Here is a 17,247-nt window from a genome sequence, read left to right as displayed (position 1 = left end):
TAGAGGAAAGCACGGCATGACGTCACCCGTAGTCATCATCGGTACCGGCCTGGCCGGCTACAACCTGGCCCGTGAATTTCGCAAGCTCGATGGCGATACGCCGCTGCTGCTGATTACTGCCGACGATGGCCGTTCCTACTCCAAGCCCATGCTGTCCACCGGCTTTGCCAAGCACAAGGACGCCGATGGCCTGTGTATGGCCGAACCTGGGGTGATGGCCGAGCAGCTCAAGGCCGAGATCCGCACCCATACCCGCATCAGCGGTATCGATCCGGGCCACAAGCGCCTGTGGATCGGTGAAGAGGCGATCGAGTATCGCGACCTGGTACTGGCCTGGGGGGCGCAGACCGTGCAGGTGCCTATCGAAGGTGATGGTGCCGGGCGGGTATTCCCGATCAATGATCTTGAAGACTATGCGCGCTTCCGTGCCGTTGCTGCGGGCAAGCAGCGCGTGCTGATTCTCGGTGCCGGCCTGATCGGCTGCGAATTCGCCAACGACATGCGCCTGGGCAGCTTCGAGGTCGATGTGGTGGCGCCATGCGAGCAGGTCATGCCGACCTTGTTGCACCCGGCGGCGGCCGCTGCCGTGCAAGCCGGCCTGGAAGGGCTGGGCGTACGATTCCACTTCGGCCCGGTGCTGACGCGTTTGCAACAGGCGGGTGGAGGGCTCGAGGCGCACCTGTCCGATGGGCAAGTGATCGCCTGCGATCTGGTGGTATCGGCCATTGGCCTGCGCCCGCGTACCGACCTCGCCGCTGCCGCCGGGCTGCAAACCAACCGCGGCGTGGTCGTGGACCGTCAGCTACGTACGTCGCACAGCAACATCTTCGCCCTTGGCGACTGCGCCGAAGTTGACGGTATCAACCTGCTCTATGTGATGCCGTTGATGGCCTGCGCCCGTGCCCTGGCGCAGACCCTGGCCGGCAACCCGACCCCGGTCAGATATGGGCCGATGCCGATCACCGTGAAGACCCCGGCGTGCCCGCTGGTGGTATCTCCGCCGCCAGTGGGCCGTGAAGGCAACTGGCAAGTCGAAGGGCAGGGTAGCGACCTGAAAGTGCTCTGCCATGCTGCCGACGGCCAGTTGCTCGGCTATGCCCTGACCGGCAGCGCCGTCATGGAAAAACTGGCGCTGAATCGGCAGTTACCCGCCCTGATGGCGTGAATAGCGGGCGTTCTGTCGGATTTATCCTGTTGTTGCCAACACAATGGCCGCCCAGATACTGGCGCGGCCTCGGTGGGCGTGCCATTCTCAGTTCCGTCTGCCGCAGATTAGAGCCTGCGGTGCCTTGAACGCTGCTTCAATGGCAGCACGGCATAACAACAAGAAATCCCGTCAAAGAGGCTTCACTATGCGTAAACCAGAACTCGCCGCTGTCATCGCCGAAAAGGCTGACATGACCAAGGAAAAAGCCAACCAGGTGCTGAACGCCATCCTCGACAGCATCACCGGTGCCCTGGACAAGGACACGGTTACCTTGGTCGGTTTCGGTACCTTCGAAAAACGTCATCGTGGTGCCCGCACTGGCAAGAACCCGCAAACCGGTGAGCCGGTGAAGATCAAGGCCAGCAACACCGTTGCCTTCAAACCTGGCAAGAACCTGCGCGACAGTGTCAACGTACCTGCCAAGCCAGCCAAGAAAAAGTGATCGACTGCTGATCCTCGGTGTCATCCAGGCGGGCGCCCCAGGGCGCCCGTTGTGCATTCTGGTGGCTAATTGTTGCGAACTTGCGTAATTGGTTCAGGAAAAGGATAAACTGCGCGCGTCAGTCATTTTTTATTCGAGGCGCGTTGATGAAGTTTCGCTTTCTTCTCTGGGCCATGGGGCTGCTGATGGCCAGGGCCAGCCGCAACAACCCGGCATTCCAGCAGCAACTGAAGGACAAGGACCTGGTATTCCAGATGCAGACGCTGGACGGCAAAGTGGCGCGGCACTTCATCGTCAGCGGCGAGCGCATCAGCAGCAAAGGCGGCAGCCATCCGCAACCGGCCTTCGCTATCGCCTTCAAGGACGCGGCCTACGGCTTTGCGACGATGCAGGCGGGCAACAAGCAGCTGGCGTTCATGCAGGGCATTCAGGACAAGAACATCCAGATCAAGGGCAACCCGGCGCTGGTGATGTGGTTCCAGGGGCTGATGAAATACCTGAAACCCAAAAAGAAAGGCTGAAATTGCGGGGGCTGCGTTGCAGCCCCAATGGTCTCAATGCGGGGCGTTGAGCTGCGACGCCAGGTCCCGCAACAGGGCCTCGGCCTCGAGCACCTTGTTCACCACTTCTTCCGCCTTGTCCCGGGTGATCCCCAGACGCTCCAGCAGTTCATCGGGAATCTGCTCCTGTGGCCCCGAGCCAATGCCCCGCGAGCGCAGCAGACGGGTCGCCAGGCACACCAGGTTGGGGTAGGCCGAGTATTCGCCGTCATACGCCGGGTCATGCTGGAAGCGCAGCGCGGTCGACAACTCTTCGGGCATGTCCCACAGCTTCATCAGCCAGGCGCCGATCTGTTCGCGGCTGATGCCCAGCAGGTGTTGTTCCACGTAGGTGTGGCACAGGTGCGGGTTGACCTCCAGATGGCGGCAGATCAGTGAGAAGTGCGGCGGGAATACATGCGCCAGCAGCAGGTAGCCGAAGTTGTGCAGCAGCCCTGCCAGGTAGGTAAGGCCGGCTTCCGGGCGTTCGGCGCGCGGCATGGCGCGGGTCAGGCCTTCGATGATGGCGGCGGTGTAGATCGACTGCTGCCAGTACGGCGTGGCCTGCTGCGGGTGGTCCTTGGGCAGGCTCAGGGTCTTGCCCAGCGCCAGGCCGAGGGCCAGGTTGATCACCAGGTCGAAGCCCAGAACACGGACGATGGCATCTTCCACCGAGCGGATCTTGCCGGGTGAGGCGTAGTAGGGCGAAGCGGCCCAACTGACCACCTGGGCGGCCAGGGCCGGGTCGGTTTCGACCACCCCGGTGATGTCGTCGATGCTGGCGTTGGGGTCGACCCGCAGCTTGATGATCTTCTGGGCGGTGTCGGCCAGAGGCGGGATCTCGATGGTCTCTTCCAGGCGCTTCTGGATGCGCCGGGCGGTGAAGGCCTGGACTGCCAGGGTGATTTCCTTGGGGTCGTCATCCGGGCGATCAAGGTTGGGGCGAATGTCGCGCACAGGCTGGCCGAAACTGCCGGCACTGGCCTTGGCGAGCATGCGCTTGAAATCATCACGGTGTACTTTCAGCAGCAGGCCGGCCTCACCGGACTGGATGAACAGGTGTTCGTCCTCGAGCAGCTTGCCTTCGTACAGGCAGGGCGAGCTGGTCAGGGCCGGAATGGCCGGCAAGGCCTTGAGCTGGTGCTTGTCGAGCATCTGCTTGAGGCGTGGCAACGGCACGGCCTTGAGCTTGCGACCGGTCAGCTCTTCGAGACGGTTGAGGTCCAGCAGCTTGCTCTGCGGGAACAGCACCAGCAGGGCGCCGATCTCGTCATCGAGCAGGATCGCCTGCACCCGGGACGCGGCTGGCAGCTCCGGATGTTCCGCCACCTCTTCAAAGGCAACGTGCAATTTTTCGAGCAACAGCCGGATGACAGACGGAGCGTGTGGGGTTGCGGTGTCCAGGGCAACTTCAGTCATGGTCTGTATCCACAAATTCTTTTAAACGCAAAGTATAACCAGCCTGTAGGCAAAGCTGGATCCATTCTGGGACAGGCGTCACACCTGGCCATATTGTTGACCGTGGCGTAGCCAGCGGTCGAGCAGCGGGCTGACGTGGTCGGGCCAGCGCGCCAGCAGCGCCTGGGCCGCATCACGCACGGCCGGCAGAAGGTCAGCGTCACGCATCAGGTCGGCGACCTTGAACTGCAGCAGGCCGGTCTGGCGTGTGCCGAGCATTTCGCCGGGCCCGCGCAGTTCGAGGTCTTTCTCGGCGATGATGAAACCATCGTTGGTTTCCCGCATGATCCCCAGGCGTTCGCGGCCGATCTGCGACAGCGGCGGGTGATACAGCAGCACACAGTGGCTGACCGCGCTGCCTCGGCCAACCCGGCCGCGCAGCTGGTGCAGCTGGGCAAGGCCCAGGCGCTCGGGGTTCTCGATGATCATCAGGCTGGCGTTGGGTACGTCCACGCCGACCTCGATCACCGTGGTGGCGACCAGCAGTTGCAGGTTGCCTTGCTTGAACTCGGCCATGACTTCGGCCTTTTCTGCCGGCTTCATGCGGCCGTGGATCAGGCCCACGCGCAGTTCGCCGAGTGCGCTGCCAAGCTCTTCGTAAGTGCTCTCGGCCGCTTGACAGGTCAGTTCTTCGGATTCTTCGATCAGCGTGCACACCCAGTAGGCCTGGCGCCCTTCGGCACAGGCGGCGCGAACCCGCTCGACCACTTCGAAACGGCGGCTGTCGGCGACCAGCACGGTATTCACCGGCGTACGCCCTGGCGGCAGTTCGTCGAGCACCGAGGTGTCGAGGTCGGCATAGGCGCTCATGGCGAGGGTGCGCGGGATCGGCGTGGCAGTCATGATCAGCTGGTGCGGGCACAGCTCGCCGGCCACGCCTTTCTTGCGCAGGGCCAGTCGTTGCTGCACGCCAAAGCGGTGCTGTTCGTCGATAATTGCCAGGGCCAGGTGCTTGAAGCGAACTTCTTCCTGGAACAGCGCGTGGGTACCGACCACCATCGGCGCACCGCCGGCGATCTGCTCCAGCGCGCTGGCGCGGGCCTTGCCCTTGAGCTTCCCGGCTAACCAGGCGACTTCGATGCCCAGTGGCTCCAGCCAGCGCTTGAAGGTGATGTAGTGCTGTTCGGCGAGGATCTCGGTGGGTGCCATCAGCGCCACCTGGTAGCCGGCTTCCAGGGCCTGCAGTGCGGCGAGGGCGGCCACCACGGTCTTGCCGGCGCCGACGTCGCCCTGCACCAGGCGCATCATGGGCTCGTGCTGGCTGAGGTCATAGGCGATTTCGTTGGCCACCCGCTGCTGCGCCCCGGTCGGCTGGAAACCCAGGTTGGCCAGGTAAAGTGCCTGCAGGCGCTTGGCCTTGGGCAGTACCGGCGCCCGCAGGCTGCGCAGGCTCTCACGCAGGCGTTGCTGCGACAGCTGGTGGGTCAGCAGCTCTTCGAAGGCCAGGCGATGCTGGGCCCAGTGCTGGCCTTCGGCGAGCTCGTCGAGGTCGGCATCGGCCGGCGGGTTGTGCAGGTAGCGGATGGCATCGTCCAGCGGCGCCAGGTGGTAGTCGCGGGCCAGTTCATCGGGCAGCCAGTCGGGCAGACTGCGCGGCCCGAGCATCCCCAGGCTCTGCTGGCAGAGCAGGCGCAGGCGCTGTTGGGTAAGGCCTTCGGTGGACGGGTAGATCGGCGTCAGGGTCTGCTCGACCGGTGGTGGCGGCTCGTCGCCATTCAGCGCGCGGTACTCCGGGTGGTAGATCTCCAGGCCCGAGGCGCCGGGGCGGGCTTCGCCGTAGCAGCGCAGGTGGGTGCCACGCTTGAGGCCTTCCTTCTGCGCGTTGCTGAAATGGTAGAAGCGCAGGCTCAACACGCCGGTGCCGTCACCCAGGCGCACCACCAGGCTACGGCGCTTGCCCATGGTCACGTCGGCACCGCTGACCACGCCCTCGATCACTGCATCCTGGCCGGGGCGCAGCTGCCCGATGGGGACTACGCGGGTACGGTCCTGATAGCGCAGGGGCAGGTGGAACAGCACGTCCTGCAGGTTCTCCAAGCCGACCTTGGCGAGCTTTTCCGCCATGGCATCGCCTACGCCCTTGAGCGCCGTGACCGAGACCTTCGACAGCTCAGTCATGGCTCAGGCCGGTTGTTCCACAGGCGGCTTGGCCACCGAGCAGAGGCGGATCGAGTCGGCAAGGATCTCGATCGCCTTCGGCCGCGGGAAGCTGGCACGCCAGGCGATGGCCACGGTACGGAACGGTGCAGGCGGGGTAAGTGGACGCACTTCGATGACGCCAGGCGCATAGTGATGGCTGTGCACGGCGGACAGCGGCAGGATCGACACCCCCAGGCCGGACGCTACCATGTGGCGGATGGTTTCCAGCGAGCTGGACTCGACCGTGGTGTGCTTGGAGCCTTCGCCACTTTTGTTCAGCGTCGGGCAGGCTTCCAGCACTTGGTCGCGGAAGCAGTGGCCCTCGCCGAGCAGCAGCAGGCTCTTGTCGTTGAGCATGGCAGTGTCGATGGTCTTCTTCGCCGTCCACGGGTGGTCGGCCGGCATCAACGCACAGAAGGGCTCGTCGTACAGCGGCAGGGTCAGCACATCGGCTTCGTTGAACGGCAGGGCGATGATCACTGCGTCCAGCTCGCCGTTGCGCAGCTTCTCGCGCAGCACGTGGGTGAAGTTTTCTTCGATGTACAGCGGCATCTGCGGCGCCACCCGGTGCAGCTGTGGAATCAGGTGCGGGAACAGGTACGGGCCGACGGTATAGATGGCGCCGACCTTGAGCGGGGCAGTCAGCTGGTTCTTGCCAGCCTGGGCCAGCTCGCGAATGCCCTGGGCTTGCTCCAGTACCTTCTGCGCCTGAGCCACGATGCTTTCGCCGACCGGGGTCAGGCGCACCGCGCTCTTGCTGCGCTCGAAGATCAGCACGCCAAGCTCGTCCTCAAGCTTCTTCACGCCGACCGACAGGGTCGGCTGGCTGACGTGGCAGCGCTCGGCAGCATGGCCGAAGTGCTGCTCCTGGGCGAGCGTGACGATGTAGCGTAATTCTGTGAGGGTCATAACGTGCGTCCATGAAGTTGCGGGCCCAGCATAGCGGCTGCAATCGATAGACGCACGTTATCAGACTTGCCGATTTGTGACAGAAACAAAAGTATCAGCGACGGTCCAGCGAGTAGACAAACGGTGCCACGACTTCGATCGTGCCATTGGTCAGCAACTCGGCTGGTGGCTTGGGTACCGTGCCAGCGCGGCGGATCATTTCCATGGTCGCCCGATCCAGGGCCGCGCTGCCGGAGCCGCCTGCCATGGAGTAGGACACCACCTTGCCCTCGGCGTCGACCACGAAGCGCAGGCGGTTGATGCCTTGCAGGCCACGACGGCGAGCGTCCTCCGGATAGCGCTTGTACTTCGCCAGGTGGCGCAGCAGGTCGCTCTGCCAGGTGGGCAGTGCCTTGCTGTTGGAGGCGATGCTCGGCGCCGGTGCCGCCGACTTCTGCGGTGGCGTGTTGCTTGGCGGCGTGTCGACCACTTCTTCCTTGGCCGGTGGCTCATCCTTCGGCGGCTCAGGCTTCTTCTCAGGTTTCGGTGGCTGAGGCTTGGGCTTGGGCTTGGGCGGCTTGGCGATGGCGATTTTCGGCTTCGGCGCTTCCGCCACTTTTGGCAGCGGCGGTTCTTCGACGGGAGCCGGAGGCTTGGGTGCGGCTTTCGGTGGCGGCGGTGGCGCAGGCTCTGGCAGCGGTGCCAGTTCGACCATCATGGCTGCCGGGGGCAGCTCGATGGCCTGGGGCACCGACCAGTTGAGCGTCAGCAGCACGGCGACCACGTGCACGCCCAGCACGATCGCCAGGCTGCCACCGTAGCGCGCCATGTTTGAGCGCGTTTTCGTCATTTCTTGGCTGCCGTCTCGAGTCCGACCAAGCCGACTTTCAGGTAGCCGGCCCCGCGCATGTTGTTCATCACTTCCATCAGGTCACCGTAATCCACGCCCTTGTCGGCCTGGAAGAAGATGGTGGTTTCCTTGTCGCCCTTTGTCTTGGCGTCGAGCATCGGGCCAAGCTGTTCTGGGGCAGGTACCTGATCGTCGCCGACATACAGCTTCTGGTCGGCCTTGACGCTGACGAACACCGGTTTCTCGGGCCTCGGTGCCGGCTTGGCAGTCGAGGCGGGCAGGTCAACTTTGATGTCGACCGTGGCCAGCGGGGCTGCGACCATGAAGATGATCAGCAGCACCAGCATCACGTCGATGAACGGCGTAACGTTGATTTCGTGGTTCTCGGCGAGGTCGTCGCCACCTTCGTTGAGATGCAGGCCCATCGTTTACCCCACTTTCACCATGTGCGGGGCGGCGCGGTCGCCACCCTGGTGGTCCAGATCACGGCTGACCAGCAGCAGCACCTGGGCGGAGGCGTCGGACACCTGTGCCTTGTAGCCAGCGATGGAGCGGGCGAAGACGTTGTAGATGACCACGGCCGGGATCGCTGCGACCAGGCCCAGCGCAGTGGCCAGCAAGGCCTCGGCGATACCTGGGGCGACCACGGCCAGGTTGGTGGTCTGGGTCTTGGCGATGCCGATGAAGCTGTTCATGATGCCCCACACGGTACCGAACAGGCCGACGAACGGCGCGGTGGAACCGATCGTGGCGAGCACGCCGGTGCCGTTGCTCATGGCGCGACCGCTAGCAGCTACCAGGCGCTCCAGGCGGAAGCTGACGCGTTCCTTGATGCCTTCTTTCTCGCGGGCATTGGCCGAAAGGCGCATCTCTTCGAGGGCGTCGTGGACCAGGGTGTGGGCCAGGGTGCCTTCTTTATTGGAGACGGAGCTGGCTTCTTTCAGGCTCACCGACTTCTTCAGGGCGGCAATCTCGCCACGCAGGCGGCGCTTGGCGCCCATCAGCTCGAAGCCTTTGGCGATCCAGATGGTCCAAGTGATGATCGAGGCGATGGCCAGGCCGATCATCACGATTTTCACGACGATGTCAGCGTTCTTGTACATGCCCCATGGGGACAGGTCGTGGGCCATGCCCAGCGAGGTGTCTTCAACCAGTTCCTGCACGGCCGGGTCGGCGGCGACAGGTGCTTCTACCGGAGTGACGGCCTGGCCTTCGACAGCAGCCGGTGCTGCAGTGGCAGGGGTGGCCGGAGCGGCAGCAGCAGCCGGGGCGGCGGTGTTGGCGGCAGGCTCATCGGCCATGGCCACCGGGGCCAGCACCAGGCTGAACATCAGCGCGGCGATGGCGCGCCAGGCGCGCGACGGGGTTGGCGAAGCGGAAGGTTGAGTACGTGTCATGCTGGCCGGACCTGATGAAGAAAAAAGTGAGCGTTCTCCAAGGCCTCGAGGTAGGCCGAGAACAGATAGGGGTGCCATTATTGCAAGTAATTCTTGTTAACAAAAGTAATCTTGTTGCTTTTTTCACCTGCGGTCTAGCCGCCTATCGTGTAATACGGCTAGCCTGATCCTTTGGTCTAGGGAGTTTTGTGATGTCAGACCTTTCCGCAATTATCGTGGGATGTGGTGATGTGGGCGGCCGTTTGGCCCGCCAGCTGCAGGCCAAAGGTTGGCAAGTCAGTGGCTTGCGCCGCTCAGTCGGGCAACTGCCCGAGGGCATCGCGCCCATCGCTGCCGACCTGTCCGACCCTGCCATTCCGCAGGCATGGCCACAGCGTCCGCCGGACTACCTGGTGTACTGCGTCGCTGCCAGCCAGCATGACGAGGCGGGCTATCAAGCCGCTTACGTCGACGGTTTGCGCCATGTGCTGGCGTGGCTGGCCGAGCGTAGTCAGCGCCCACGGCGCTTGCTGTTCGTCTCCAGCAGCAGCGTGTTTGCGCAAAAGGAAGGCGAATGGATCGATGAAACTGCGGCCACCGAGCCTGAAGGTTATTCCGGGAAGGTGATGCTGGAGGCCGAAAGGTTGGCGTTGGCCAGCGGCATTCCTGCCAGCGTAGTTCGCCTGACCGGCATCTACGGCCCGGGTCGCGAGTGGTTGCTGAGCCAGGTGCGGCAAGGCTATCGGGTGGCCGAGGAGCCGCCGCTGTATGGCAACCGGATTCATGCCGAGGATGCGGCGAGCCTGATGGCGTTCCTGCTGCAGGCCGATGCCGAAGGTGTGGCGCTGGAGGATTGCTACATCGGGGTCGACGACGACCCGGCGCCGCTGGCCGATGTCGTGGCCTGGCTGCGCGGGTACATGGGGGTTACCGAGTGGTCTGATGAGCAGCGGGTGCGCCGTACTGGCAGCAAGCGTTGCAGCAATGCCCGCGTGCGGGCATTGGGTTGGGCGCCGGAGTATCCGAGCTACAAGGAAGGCTATGCGGCCATTCTGGCGGGCAAACGCTGAAGTTACAGGCTTGGCGCGGCCCTTGTAGGAGCGGCCTTGTGTCGCGAAAGGGCTGCAGAGCAGCCCCTCGATTCCAGCTTCGCTGCAAATAATGCTGGGGCCGCTATGCGGCCCTTTCGCGACACAAGGCCGCTCCTACAGGGGTAGCGTGTCAGTCCCGCTCCAGCACCCACTGCTGGGCGCCGGCTGCAAGCTGCGGAATCTCGTCTGCCTGGGCGGTGTTCACCGCCTGGAAGATCGCCAGCTTGTCGCCATCACGCTTGAAGATGAACGGCGCGCCGCGCTGATTGCGCTCCAGCCACAGGCTGTCGTTGTTGCCACCCATGCTGGCGCAGTCGCCGGCCAGGCACAGTGCGAAACGGTCCGGGCCTGGCAGGCCGGTCACGTTGCCGGTATCGCTGAAGCGCACGGTGGCGCCCTTGCCCTGACCTTCGATGATCTTCCAGTCGCCACCGAGGTAGGCCTGGTACAGCGCCTTCTCGAAGCTGCCACCCAGCGGTGTATTGCCGGGTTGCTGGGCGCGCACGAAGGTCTGCTTGGCGCCGCTCTGGTCGGTGGCTTCGAGCTCGTCGCCGTCGAGTGCCAGCAATTCGGTCTGGCCGCCCGGGAAGCTGGCCTGCCATTGCTTGTCGTTGGCGCTCAGCTGGCCGTCGGCCGCCTCGAAGCCATTGCTGTAGCTGGCTCGCTGGCTACTCACATCGAGCTTCCACTCGAAGACCGGGCCGTGTTCGTTCAGGGCCTGGCGCAGGCTGTCGCCCTTGATGGCGGCCTTGATGGCGTCCTGGTTGATCCAGGTGCCGTTGAAATCTTCGGGTTTGTGGCTGGCGCAGCCGCCCAGAAGCAGGGCTGCCAGCGCGAGGGGCAGTGCTTGACGCATGACGGGATAACCTTGCAGAGGAGGGTGACGGGCAGGGTGCCCGTCACCAGGGGCATCATTCGATGACCAGGATGGCGTCCATTTCGACCTGGGCGCCTTTCGGCAGTGCAGCAACGCCGATGGCGGCACGGGCTGGGTATGGCTGCTCGAAGTAGCGGCCCATCACCTCGTTGACCTTGGCGAAGTGGCTCAGGTCGGTGAGGAAGATGTTCAGCTTTACGATGTCCTTGAACGTACCGCCAGCCGCTTCAGCCACGGACTTGAGGTTCTCGAAAACCTGCACGGTCTGGGCTTCGAAGCCTTCGACCAGCTCCATGGTTTTCGGGTCCAGCGGAATCTGGCCCGACATGTAGACGGTGTTGCCGGCCTTGATCGCCTGGGAGTAGGTGCCGATAGCGGCAGGGGCCTTGTCGCTGTTGATTACGGTCTTGCTCATGATGACTCCTTGCGGTTGGCGGACTACGTACGCATGCGGGTGATGCGGACCACGCCGGTCAAGGTACGCAGCTTCTTGATCACACGCGCCAGGTGCACACGGTCGTGCACGCTGACCACCAGTTGGACCACGCTGATACGGCCGTCGCGTTCGTCCATGCTGATCTTCTCGATGTTGCCGTCGGCAGCGTTGACGCTGCTGGCCAGCAGGGCGATCAGGCCGCGCTGGTGCTCAAGCTCGACACGCAGCTCGACGTTGAATTCGCCAGCGATGTCCTTGGCCCACGAGAGCTGTACGCACTTCTCCGGGTTGTGACGGATTTCGCTGATGTTGCGGCAGTTTTCCAGGTGCACGACCATGCCCTTGCCTGCTGACAGGTGGCCGACGATCGGGTCGCCCGGGATCGGCGTGCAGCACTTGGCGTAGCTCAGCACCAGGCCTTCGGTCCCACGGATCGCCAGCGGGCCTTCTGGTGCCGGCAGCTGTTCGCCTTCGGCCGACAGCAGGCGGCGGGCGACAACGTAGGCCATGCGGTTGCCCAGGCCGATGTCTTCGAGCAGGTCTTCGATCAGCTCCAGGCGGTACTCGGCGAGAATCGCCTGGATACGCTCTTGGGGGATTTTCTCCAGGCTGCTGTCGAAACCGGTCAGCACCTTGTTCAGCAGGCGCTCGCCGAGGCTGATCGATTCGGAGCGGCGCTGCTGCTTGAGGGCATGGCGAATATGCGTGCGTGCCTTGCCGGTGACCACGAAGTTGAGCCAGGCCGGATTCGGCCGTGCGCCCGGGGCGCTGACGATTTCCACCGTCGAGCCGCTTTGCAGCGGTTCGGACAGCGGCGCCAGGCGGCGGTTGATACGGCAGGCGATGCAGCTGTTGCCGACGTCGGTATGAACCGCGTAGGCGAAGTCGACGGCGGTGGAGCCTTTGGGCAGCTCCATGATCCGGCCTTTGGGCGTGAACACGTAGACCTCGTCCGGGAACAGGTCGATCTTCACGCTTTCGATGAACTCCAGCGAGTTGCCGGCACGTTGCTGCAGCTCAAGAATGCCCTTGACCCACTGACGTGCCCGGGCATGGCTGCCCTTGGGTTGCTCGTCCTCGTTGGACTTGTACAGCCAGTGCGCGGCGATGCCGTTGTTGGCCATCTCTTCCATCTCGCGGGTGCGGATCTGGATCTCGATGGGCACGCCGTGCATGCCGAACAGCGTGGTGTGCAACGACTGGTAGCCGTTGGCCTTGGGGATCGCGATGTAATCCTTGAAGCGCCCGGGCAGCGGCTTGTACAGGTTGTGCACGGCGCCGAGCACGCGGTAGCAGGTGTCGACCTTGTCGACGATGATGCGGAAGGCGTACACGTCCATGATCTCGTTGAAGGCGCGGCGCTTGCCACGCATCTTCTTGTAGATGCCATAGAGGTGTTTCTGCCGGCCGCTGACCTCGCCCTCGATGCCGTCTGCGGCCAGGCAGTTGGCCAGCGAGTGCTCGATCTTGGCGACGATCTCTTTACGGTTGCCGCGTGCGCTCTTCACCGCCCGGTGGATCAGCGACGAGCGCATCGGGTGCATGGCCTTGAAGCCGAGGTCCTCGAACTCCACGCGCACAGTGTGCATGCCCAGGCGGTTGGCGATGGGGGCGTAGATCTCGAGGGTTTCCTTGGCGATGCGCCGGCGTTTTTCGCCAGACAGCACTTCAAGGGTGCGCATGTTGTGCAGGCGGTCGGCCAGCTTGACCAGGATCACGCGAATATCGCGGGCCATGGCCATGGCCATCTTCTGGAAGTTTTCGGCCTGCGCCTCGGCCTTCGTCTCGAAGTTCATCTGGGTCAGCTTGCTGACCCCGTCGACCAGTTCGGCCACGGTCTCGCCAAACTGCTGGCAGAGGGCTTCCTTGGCGATGCCGGTGTCTTCGATCACGTCGTGCAGCATGGCGGCCATCAGGCTCTGATGGTCCATGTGCATGTCGGCGAGGATGCTGGCCACGGCCAGCGGATGAGTCACGTAGGGCTCGCCGCTGCGGCGGCGCTGCCCGTCGTGTGCCTGTTCGGCGTAGAAATAGGCGCGGCGAACCAGGTTGACCTGTTCGGGGCCCAGGTAGGTCGACAGCCGTTCGGCTAAGGCTTCTATGCCCGGCATGGTTTCACCTCTTGCCGAGGAAGAGGGCCTTGTGCCGCGCGACGTCGACAGGGCATCGATCAGACAGCCTCGTTGGACTCGTCCTCGAACGCGGCGAAGACCGGATCCTCGGTGACGATCTCTTCGGCGGCGATGAACTCAGGGGTAACGATACCTTCGGCGATTTCGCGCAGGGCGACCACGGTCGGCTTGTCGTTTTCCCACGCTACGCGTGGCTCTTTGCCGCCGGTAGCCAGCTGACGGGCGCGCTTGGTCGAGAGCATGACCAGCTCAAAACGGTTATCCACGTGTTCCAGGCAGTCTTCAACAGTTACGCGGGCCATGGTCTTCCTCAGTAGCAAATGCGGTAGGCGTGCAGCCCAATATGGGCAGGCGGACTCGATAGTTTAAAAAATCACCAGCCAATAGGGAAGCGCTGTTTTGTCGGCTACCCTGTCAGGCCTGCGTATCACCATACCCTGTGGCAGCGGCTTCAGCCACGAAAGGGCCGGAACAGACACCCTGGATGCATGCTCCTGACGATAACCTCAGAGCATTGCATCCCGCAACCGCGGCGTCAGTTCCTCGAACAGCGTCTGCACCGAGCGCAACGCCCGGCAATCCGGCCGGGTCAGCAGCCACAACTGGGTATCGCAGCCCGGCAGCGGCCCGCTCAACGCATCGACCCCCGGCAGCGCATCCACCATATAGTCGGGCAATGCCGCCACGCCAAGCCCGGTGCTCACCAGCTGGGCGATGGTCGACATGCCACTGCACTGGTAGCGCGGGTTCAGCCCTGGAAATTGCTGGTTGCGCCAGACCACGGTTGGGTGGTCCTGCATGGAATCGTCCGGGGCGATCCACGGCACGCTGCTGGCCGACTCGTTCAGGCGCTCGCGCCACTGCGGCTGACCGCAGATCACATATGATGTGGAACCCAGGCAACGGCCCACCAGATGCTCCGGCGGCGTATTGGTCAGGCGCAGGGCGATATCGGCATCACGCCGGCTGAGGTTGGCGAAGGTGTTGGAGGTGCCCATCTCCAGCGATAACGCCGGGTAGTTCGGCATGAACGCCGCCAGCGCCGGCAGCAGCAGGCTGTGCATCACCGCCTCGGTGCAGGTCAGGCGCACGGTGCCGCTGACTACTTGCTCGCCGCTGGTCATGGCGATGCGTGCGGCATCCAGCGCCTGCTCGGCGCGCTCGGCCTGCTCGGCCAGGGCCTGGGCCGTGTCGGTCGGCAGGTAGCCTTTGCGGCTTTTCACGAACAGCGCGGTGCCCAGCGCCGACTCCAGCCGGCGAATCGAGCGAAACACGGTCGAAACGTCGACCTTGAGCAGTTCGGCGGCCTTGGCCAGTGAGCGCCCGCGTTCCAGTGCCAGGACCAGGGAGAGGTCGGCGTGGGTAATCTGATATTGCATTGGTGCACGCTCTGCTTGCCGAATTGCCAATGTCTGTTGCGTGAGGGCCATTTTATAGTGAAACGGCCCCCCGGAATCAATGCGCCCGGTCGGGTAACCAATCCCCACGATGGGAAAGTGAAAAAAACAACAGCTGCAACCATCGTCGCCCGTGAGGCGCCAGCCGTATCCCCACATCGCCGCAGCAAATCATAGGATGTAAGCCATGACGTCGGTCACCCCGTGCGCCAGTACTTCCAGCGAGATGAATGACTTCCTTCAGGCCCATCCGGATACGCAGTACGTCGATCTGCTGATTTCCGACATGAACGGCGTGGTTCGCGGCAAGCGCATCGAGCGCGCCAGCCTGCACAAGGTGTACGAGAAAGGTATCAATCTGCCGGCCTCGTTGTTCGCCCTCGACATCAATGGCTCGACCGTGGAAAGCACCGGCCTGGGCCTGGACATCGGCGACGCCGACCGCATCTGCTACCCGATTGCCGGCACGCTTTCCGACGAGCCGTGGCAGAAGCGCCCGACCGCGCAGCTACTGATGACCATGCATGAACTCGACGGTGAACCATTCTTCGCCGACCCGCGCGAAGTGCTGCGCCAGGTGGTGAGCAAGTTCGACGCCATGGGCCTGGATATCTGCGCCGCGTTCGAGCTGGAGTTCTATCTGATCGACCAGGACAACCTCAACGGTCGCCCGCAGCCGCCACGCTCGCCAATCTCGGGCAAGCGCCCGCAGTCGACCCAGGTGTACCTGATCGACGACCTCGACGAATACGCCGACTGCCTGCAGGACATGCTCGAAGCGGCCAAGGAGCAAGGCCTGCCAGCCGATGCCATCGTCAAGGAAAGTGCCCCGGCGCAGTTCGAAGTCAACCTGCACCACGTCGCCGACCCGATGAAGGCCTGCGACTATGCGATCCTGCTCAAGCGCCTGATCAAGAACGTCGCCTACGACCATGAAATGGACACCACGTTCATGGCCAAGCCCTACCCAGGCCAGGCGGGCAACGGCCTGCACGTGCACATCTCGCTGCTGGACAAGAAAACCGGCAAGAACATCTTCGCCAGTGACGACCCGCTGGAAAGCGAAGCCCTGCGCCACGCCATCGGCGGTGTGCTGGAGACCATGCCGGCGTCGATGGCCTTCCTGTGCCCGAACATCAACTCCTACCGCCGCTTCGGTGCGCAGTTCTACGTACCGAATGCGCCGAGCTGGGGCCTGGACAACCGTACCGTGGCCGTGCGCGTACCGACCGACAGCAGCGAAAACGTGCGCATCGAGCACCGCGTGGCCGGCGCCGATGCCAACCCGTACCTGATGCTGGCGGCCATCCTGGCCGGCATCCACCACGGCTTGACCAGCAAGATCGAGCCAGGTGCGCCGATCGAGGGCAACTCCTACGAACAGCTGGAGCAGAGCCTGCCGAACAACCTGCGCGACGCCTTGCGTGCGCTGGATGACAGCGAAGTCCTCAACCAATACATCAGCCCGGACTACATCGATATCTTTGTGGCCTGCAAGGAAAGTGAGCTGGCCGAGTTTGAAGTTTCGATTTCCGACCTCGAGTACAACTGGTACCTGCACACGGTGTAAGCCCATGAGCGCAATTGCGGTCCCCTTGATTGGTATCAGCGCCTGCCGCCAGCAGGTGGGGAAGAACTCGTCGCACACGGTGGGCGACAAGTACGTGGAGGCCGCCGGCTTCGCCGGACTGCCGCTGATTCTGCCGGCCCGCGACGGCGGCAGTGACACTCTGTCGCTGCTGGCCCAGCTCGACGGCATTGTTTTTACCGGCTCGCCTTCAAATATCGAGCCGCATCATTACAATGGCGCCGCCAGCGCCGAAGGCACCCGGCACGACCTTGCCCGTGACCGGCTGACGCTGCCGTTGCTGCAGGCGGCTATTGCCGCCGGCGTGCCGGTGTTCTGCATTTGTCGTGGCTTCCAGGAGTTGAACGTGGCCCTGGGTGGCAGCTTGCACCAGCGTGTTCAGGAACTGCCCGGCTACATGGACCATCGTGAACCTGAGGATGCACCGCTGGAGGTGCAATACGGCCCTCGTCATCCCGTCAGCGTTGCGCCTGGCGGGTTGTTCGAGCACCTGGGCCTGGCTGCGCAGTTCGAGGTCAACTCGCTGCATAGCCAGGGCATCGACCGCCTGGCCCCAGGCCTGCGGGTCGAGGCACGGGCCCCGGATGGCCTGATCGAAGCAGTGTCGATGCCTGACGCGCCGGGCTTTGTACTTGGCGTGCAGTGGCACCCTGAATGGCGTTTCGCCGAAAACCCGGTCTCAAGGCGCCTTTTCCAGGCGTTCCGCGAGGCCTGTATTGCCCATGCTGCACGGTAGGTCTGACAGCAGGTCAGCCAAAAGTCCGGGATGACTCACCCCCCGGCAGCGCGCTTTCAATGAGTGGAAGCAGGCCTTGGAACAGGGCCTG

General features: G+C 63.6%; 17 protein-coding genes. 6 read left to right on the top strand and 11 right to left on the bottom strand.

All coding sequences use genetic code 11. The features are described from left to right. Positions 1-16: 16 nt before the first annotated feature. The 3 genes from ACLEJU_RS08205 (at position 17) to ACLEJU_RS08195 (ending at position 2,170) form a co-directional block, all read left to right on the top strand. A complete protein-coding gene (locus ACLEJU_RS08205; RefSeq protein WP_435421790.1) occupies positions 17-1,165 on the top strand; it encodes an NAD(P)/FAD-dependent oxidoreductase in 1,149 nt (382 codons plus the stop codon). Positions 1,166-1,352: 187 nt separating this feature from the next. Then, complete coding sequence (locus tag ACLEJU_RS08200; RefSeq protein WP_435421789.1) at positions 1,353-1,649, top strand: HU family DNA-binding protein; 297 nt, start codon at positions 1,353-1,355, stop codon at positions 1,647-1,649. 146 nt (positions 1,650-1,795) lie between these two features. Continuing rightward, on the top strand, positions 1,796-2,170 hold the full coding sequence (locus tag ACLEJU_RS08195) for a helicase (RefSeq protein ID WP_027917039.1): 375 nt from the start codon (positions 1,796-1,798) through the stop codon (positions 2,168-2,170). A gap of 33 nt (positions 2,171-2,203) precedes the next feature. Here ACLEJU_RS08195 and ACLEJU_RS08190 read toward each other — a convergent pair whose 3' ends face one another. The 6 genes from ACLEJU_RS08190 to exbB form a co-directional block, all read right to left on the bottom strand. Beyond that, positions 2,204-3,607, bottom strand: coding sequence for an HDOD domain-containing protein (locus ACLEJU_RS08190; protein WP_435421788.1), 1,404 nt, complete (start codon positions 3,605-3,607; stop codon positions 2,204-2,206). A gap of 78 nt (positions 3,608-3,685) precedes the next feature. Beyond that, positions 3,686-5,764 (bottom strand): ATP-dependent DNA helicase RecG, encoded by a 2,079-nt coding sequence (gene recG / locus ACLEJU_RS08185; protein ID WP_435421787.1) that lies wholly within the window; start codon positions 5,762-5,764, stop codon positions 3,686-3,688. Positions 5,765-5,767: 3 nt separating this feature from the next. Next, complete coding sequence (locus ACLEJU_RS08180; protein WP_435421786.1) at positions 5,768-6,694, bottom strand: LysR substrate-binding domain-containing protein; 927 nt, start codon at positions 6,692-6,694, stop codon at positions 5,768-5,770. Between the two features lie 94 nt (positions 6,695-6,788). After that, on the bottom strand, positions 6,789-7,523 hold the full coding sequence (locus ACLEJU_RS08175; protein ID WP_435421785.1) for an energy transducer TonB: 735 nt from the start codon (positions 7,521-7,523) through the stop codon (positions 6,789-6,791). Further along, positions 7,520-7,948, bottom strand: a complete 429-nt coding sequence (gene exbD, locus ACLEJU_RS08170; protein ID WP_435421784.1) for a TonB system transport protein ExbD — start codon at positions 7,946-7,948, stop codon at positions 7,520-7,522. Before exbD ends, ACLEJU_RS08175 begins: the two co-directional genes overlap by 4 nt. A 3-nt stretch (positions 7,949-7,951) precedes the next feature. Next, positions 7,952-8,920, bottom strand: coding sequence for a tonB-system energizer ExbB (exbB, locus tag ACLEJU_RS08165; protein ID WP_435421783.1), 969 nt, complete (start codon positions 8,918-8,920; stop codon positions 7,952-7,954). Between the two features lie 191 nt (positions 8,921-9,111). On the opposite strand from exbB, the gene ACLEJU_RS08160 reads away from it, so the two are divergent. Next, positions 9,112-9,969 carry an SDR family oxidoreductase gene (locus tag ACLEJU_RS08160; protein WP_435421782.1) on the top strand — a complete coding sequence of 286 codons (858 nt, stop codon included), beginning with the start codon at positions 9,112-9,114 and terminating at the stop codon, positions 9,967-9,969. Positions 9,970-10,120: 151 nt separating this feature from the next. On the opposite strand, the gene ACLEJU_RS08155 is transcribed toward ACLEJU_RS08160, so the two are convergent. The 5 genes from ACLEJU_RS08155 to ACLEJU_RS08135 form a co-directional block, all read right to left on the bottom strand. Next, positions 10,121-10,846 carry a hypothetical protein gene (locus tag ACLEJU_RS08155; protein ID WP_435421781.1) on the bottom strand — a complete coding sequence of 242 codons (726 nt, stop codon included), beginning with the start codon at positions 10,844-10,846 and terminating at the stop codon, positions 10,121-10,123. Positions 10,847-10,901: 55 nt separating this feature from the next. Then, positions 10,902-11,282: a RidA family protein gene (locus ACLEJU_RS08150; protein WP_435421780.1), complete on the bottom strand. Its 381-nt coding sequence runs from the start codon at positions 11,280-11,282 to the stop codon at positions 10,902-10,904. 23 nt (positions 11,283-11,305) lie between these two features. Beyond that, positions 11,306-13,414, bottom strand: a complete 2,109-nt coding sequence (gene spoT, locus ACLEJU_RS08145) for a bifunctional GTP diphosphokinase/guanosine-3',5'-bis pyrophosphate 3'-pyrophosphohydrolase (protein WP_103448468.1) — start codon at positions 13,412-13,414, stop codon at positions 11,306-11,308. Between the two features lie 59 nt (positions 13,415-13,473). Then, positions 13,474-13,737 carry a DNA-directed RNA polymerase subunit omega gene (gene rpoZ, locus ACLEJU_RS08140; RefSeq protein ID WP_016394025.1) on the bottom strand — a complete coding sequence of 88 codons (264 nt, stop codon included), beginning with the start codon at positions 13,735-13,737 and terminating at the stop codon, positions 13,474-13,476. Between the two features lie 204 nt (positions 13,738-13,941). After that, a complete protein-coding gene (locus tag ACLEJU_RS08135; protein ID WP_422763576.1) occupies positions 13,942-14,814 on the bottom strand; it encodes a LysR family transcriptional regulator in 873 nt (290 codons plus the stop codon). A 205-nt stretch (positions 14,815-15,019) separates the two neighbouring features. On the opposite strand from ACLEJU_RS08135, the gene ACLEJU_RS08130 reads away from it, so the two are divergent. After that, positions 15,020-16,402, top strand: coding sequence for a glutamine synthetase family protein (locus tag ACLEJU_RS08130; protein ID WP_435421779.1), 1,383 nt, complete (start codon positions 15,020-15,022; stop codon positions 16,400-16,402). Positions 16,403-16,406: 4 nt separating this feature from the next. After that, entirely contained in the window at positions 16,407-17,156 is a 750-nt protein-coding gene (locus ACLEJU_RS08125) for a gamma-glutamyl-gamma-aminobutyrate hydrolase family protein (protein WP_435421778.1), read from the top strand. Positions 17,157-17,247 lie beyond the last annotated feature (91 nt).

The organism is Pseudomonas sp. SMN11 (genome assembly GCF_052041945.1).
GTDB lineage: Bacteria > Pseudomonadota > Gammaproteobacteria > Pseudomonadales > Pseudomonadaceae > Aquipseudomonas.
Note: the sequence above shows the minus strand (reverse complement) of the source record. Positions and strands in the feature narration are given on the sequence as shown.

Coding starts and splice junctions, on each gene's coding strand:
- ACLEJU_RS08205 (WP_435421790.1), top strand. CDS start 17: ATGACGTCACCCGTAGTCATCATCGGTACCGGCCTGGCCGGCTACAAC.
- ACLEJU_RS08200 (WP_435421789.1), top strand. CDS start 1,353: ATGCGTAAACCAGAACTCGCCGCTGTCATCGCCGAAAAGGCTGACATG.
- ACLEJU_RS08195 (WP_027917039.1), top strand. CDS start 1,796: ATGAAGTTTCGCTTTCTTCTCTGGGCCATGGGGCTGCTGATGGCCAGG.
- ACLEJU_RS08190 (WP_435421788.1), bottom strand. CDS start 3,607: ATGACTGAAGTTGCCCTGGACACCGCAACCCCACACGCTCCGTCTGTC.
- recG (WP_435421787.1), bottom strand. CDS start 5,764: ATGACTGAGCTGTCGAAGGTCTCGGTCACGGCGCTCAAGGGCGTAGGC.
- ACLEJU_RS08180 (WP_435421786.1), bottom strand. CDS start 6,694: ATGACCCTCACAGAATTACGCTACATCGTCACGCTCGCCCAGGAGCAG.
- ACLEJU_RS08175 (WP_435421785.1), bottom strand. CDS start 7,523: ATGACGAAAACGCGCTCAAACATGGCGCGCTACGGTGGCAGCCTGGCG.
- exbD (WP_435421784.1), bottom strand. CDS start 7,948: ATGGGCCTGCATCTCAACGAAGGTGGCGACGACCTCGCCGAGAACCAC.
- exbB (WP_435421783.1), bottom strand. CDS start 8,920: ATGACACGTACTCAACCTTCCGCTTCGCCAACCCCGTCGCGCGCCTGG.
- ACLEJU_RS08160 (WP_435421782.1), top strand. CDS start 9,112: ATGTCAGACCTTTCCGCAATTATCGTGGGATGTGGTGATGTGGGCGGC.
- ACLEJU_RS08155 (WP_435421781.1), bottom strand. CDS start 10,846: ATGCGTCAAGCACTGCCCCTCGCGCTGGCAGCCCTGCTTCTGGGCGGC.
- ACLEJU_RS08150 (WP_435421780.1), bottom strand. CDS start 11,282: ATGAGCAAGACCGTAATCAACAGCGACAAGGCCCCTGCCGCTATCGGC.
- spoT (WP_103448468.1), bottom strand. CDS start 13,414: ATGCCGGGCATAGAAGCCTTAGCCGAACGGCTGTCGACCTACCTGGGC.
- rpoZ (WP_016394025.1), bottom strand. CDS start 13,737: ATGGCCCGCGTAACTGTTGAAGACTGCCTGGAACACGTGGATAACCGT.
- ACLEJU_RS08135 (WP_422763576.1), bottom strand. CDS start 14,814: ATGCAATATCAGATTACCCACGCCGACCTCTCCCTGGTCCTGGCACTG.
- ACLEJU_RS08130 (WP_435421779.1), top strand. CDS start 15,020: ATGACGTCGGTCACCCCGTGCGCCAGTACTTCCAGCGAGATGAATGAC.
- ACLEJU_RS08125 (WP_435421778.1), top strand. CDS start 16,407: ATGAGCGCAATTGCGGTCCCCTTGATTGGTATCAGCGCCTGCCGCCAG.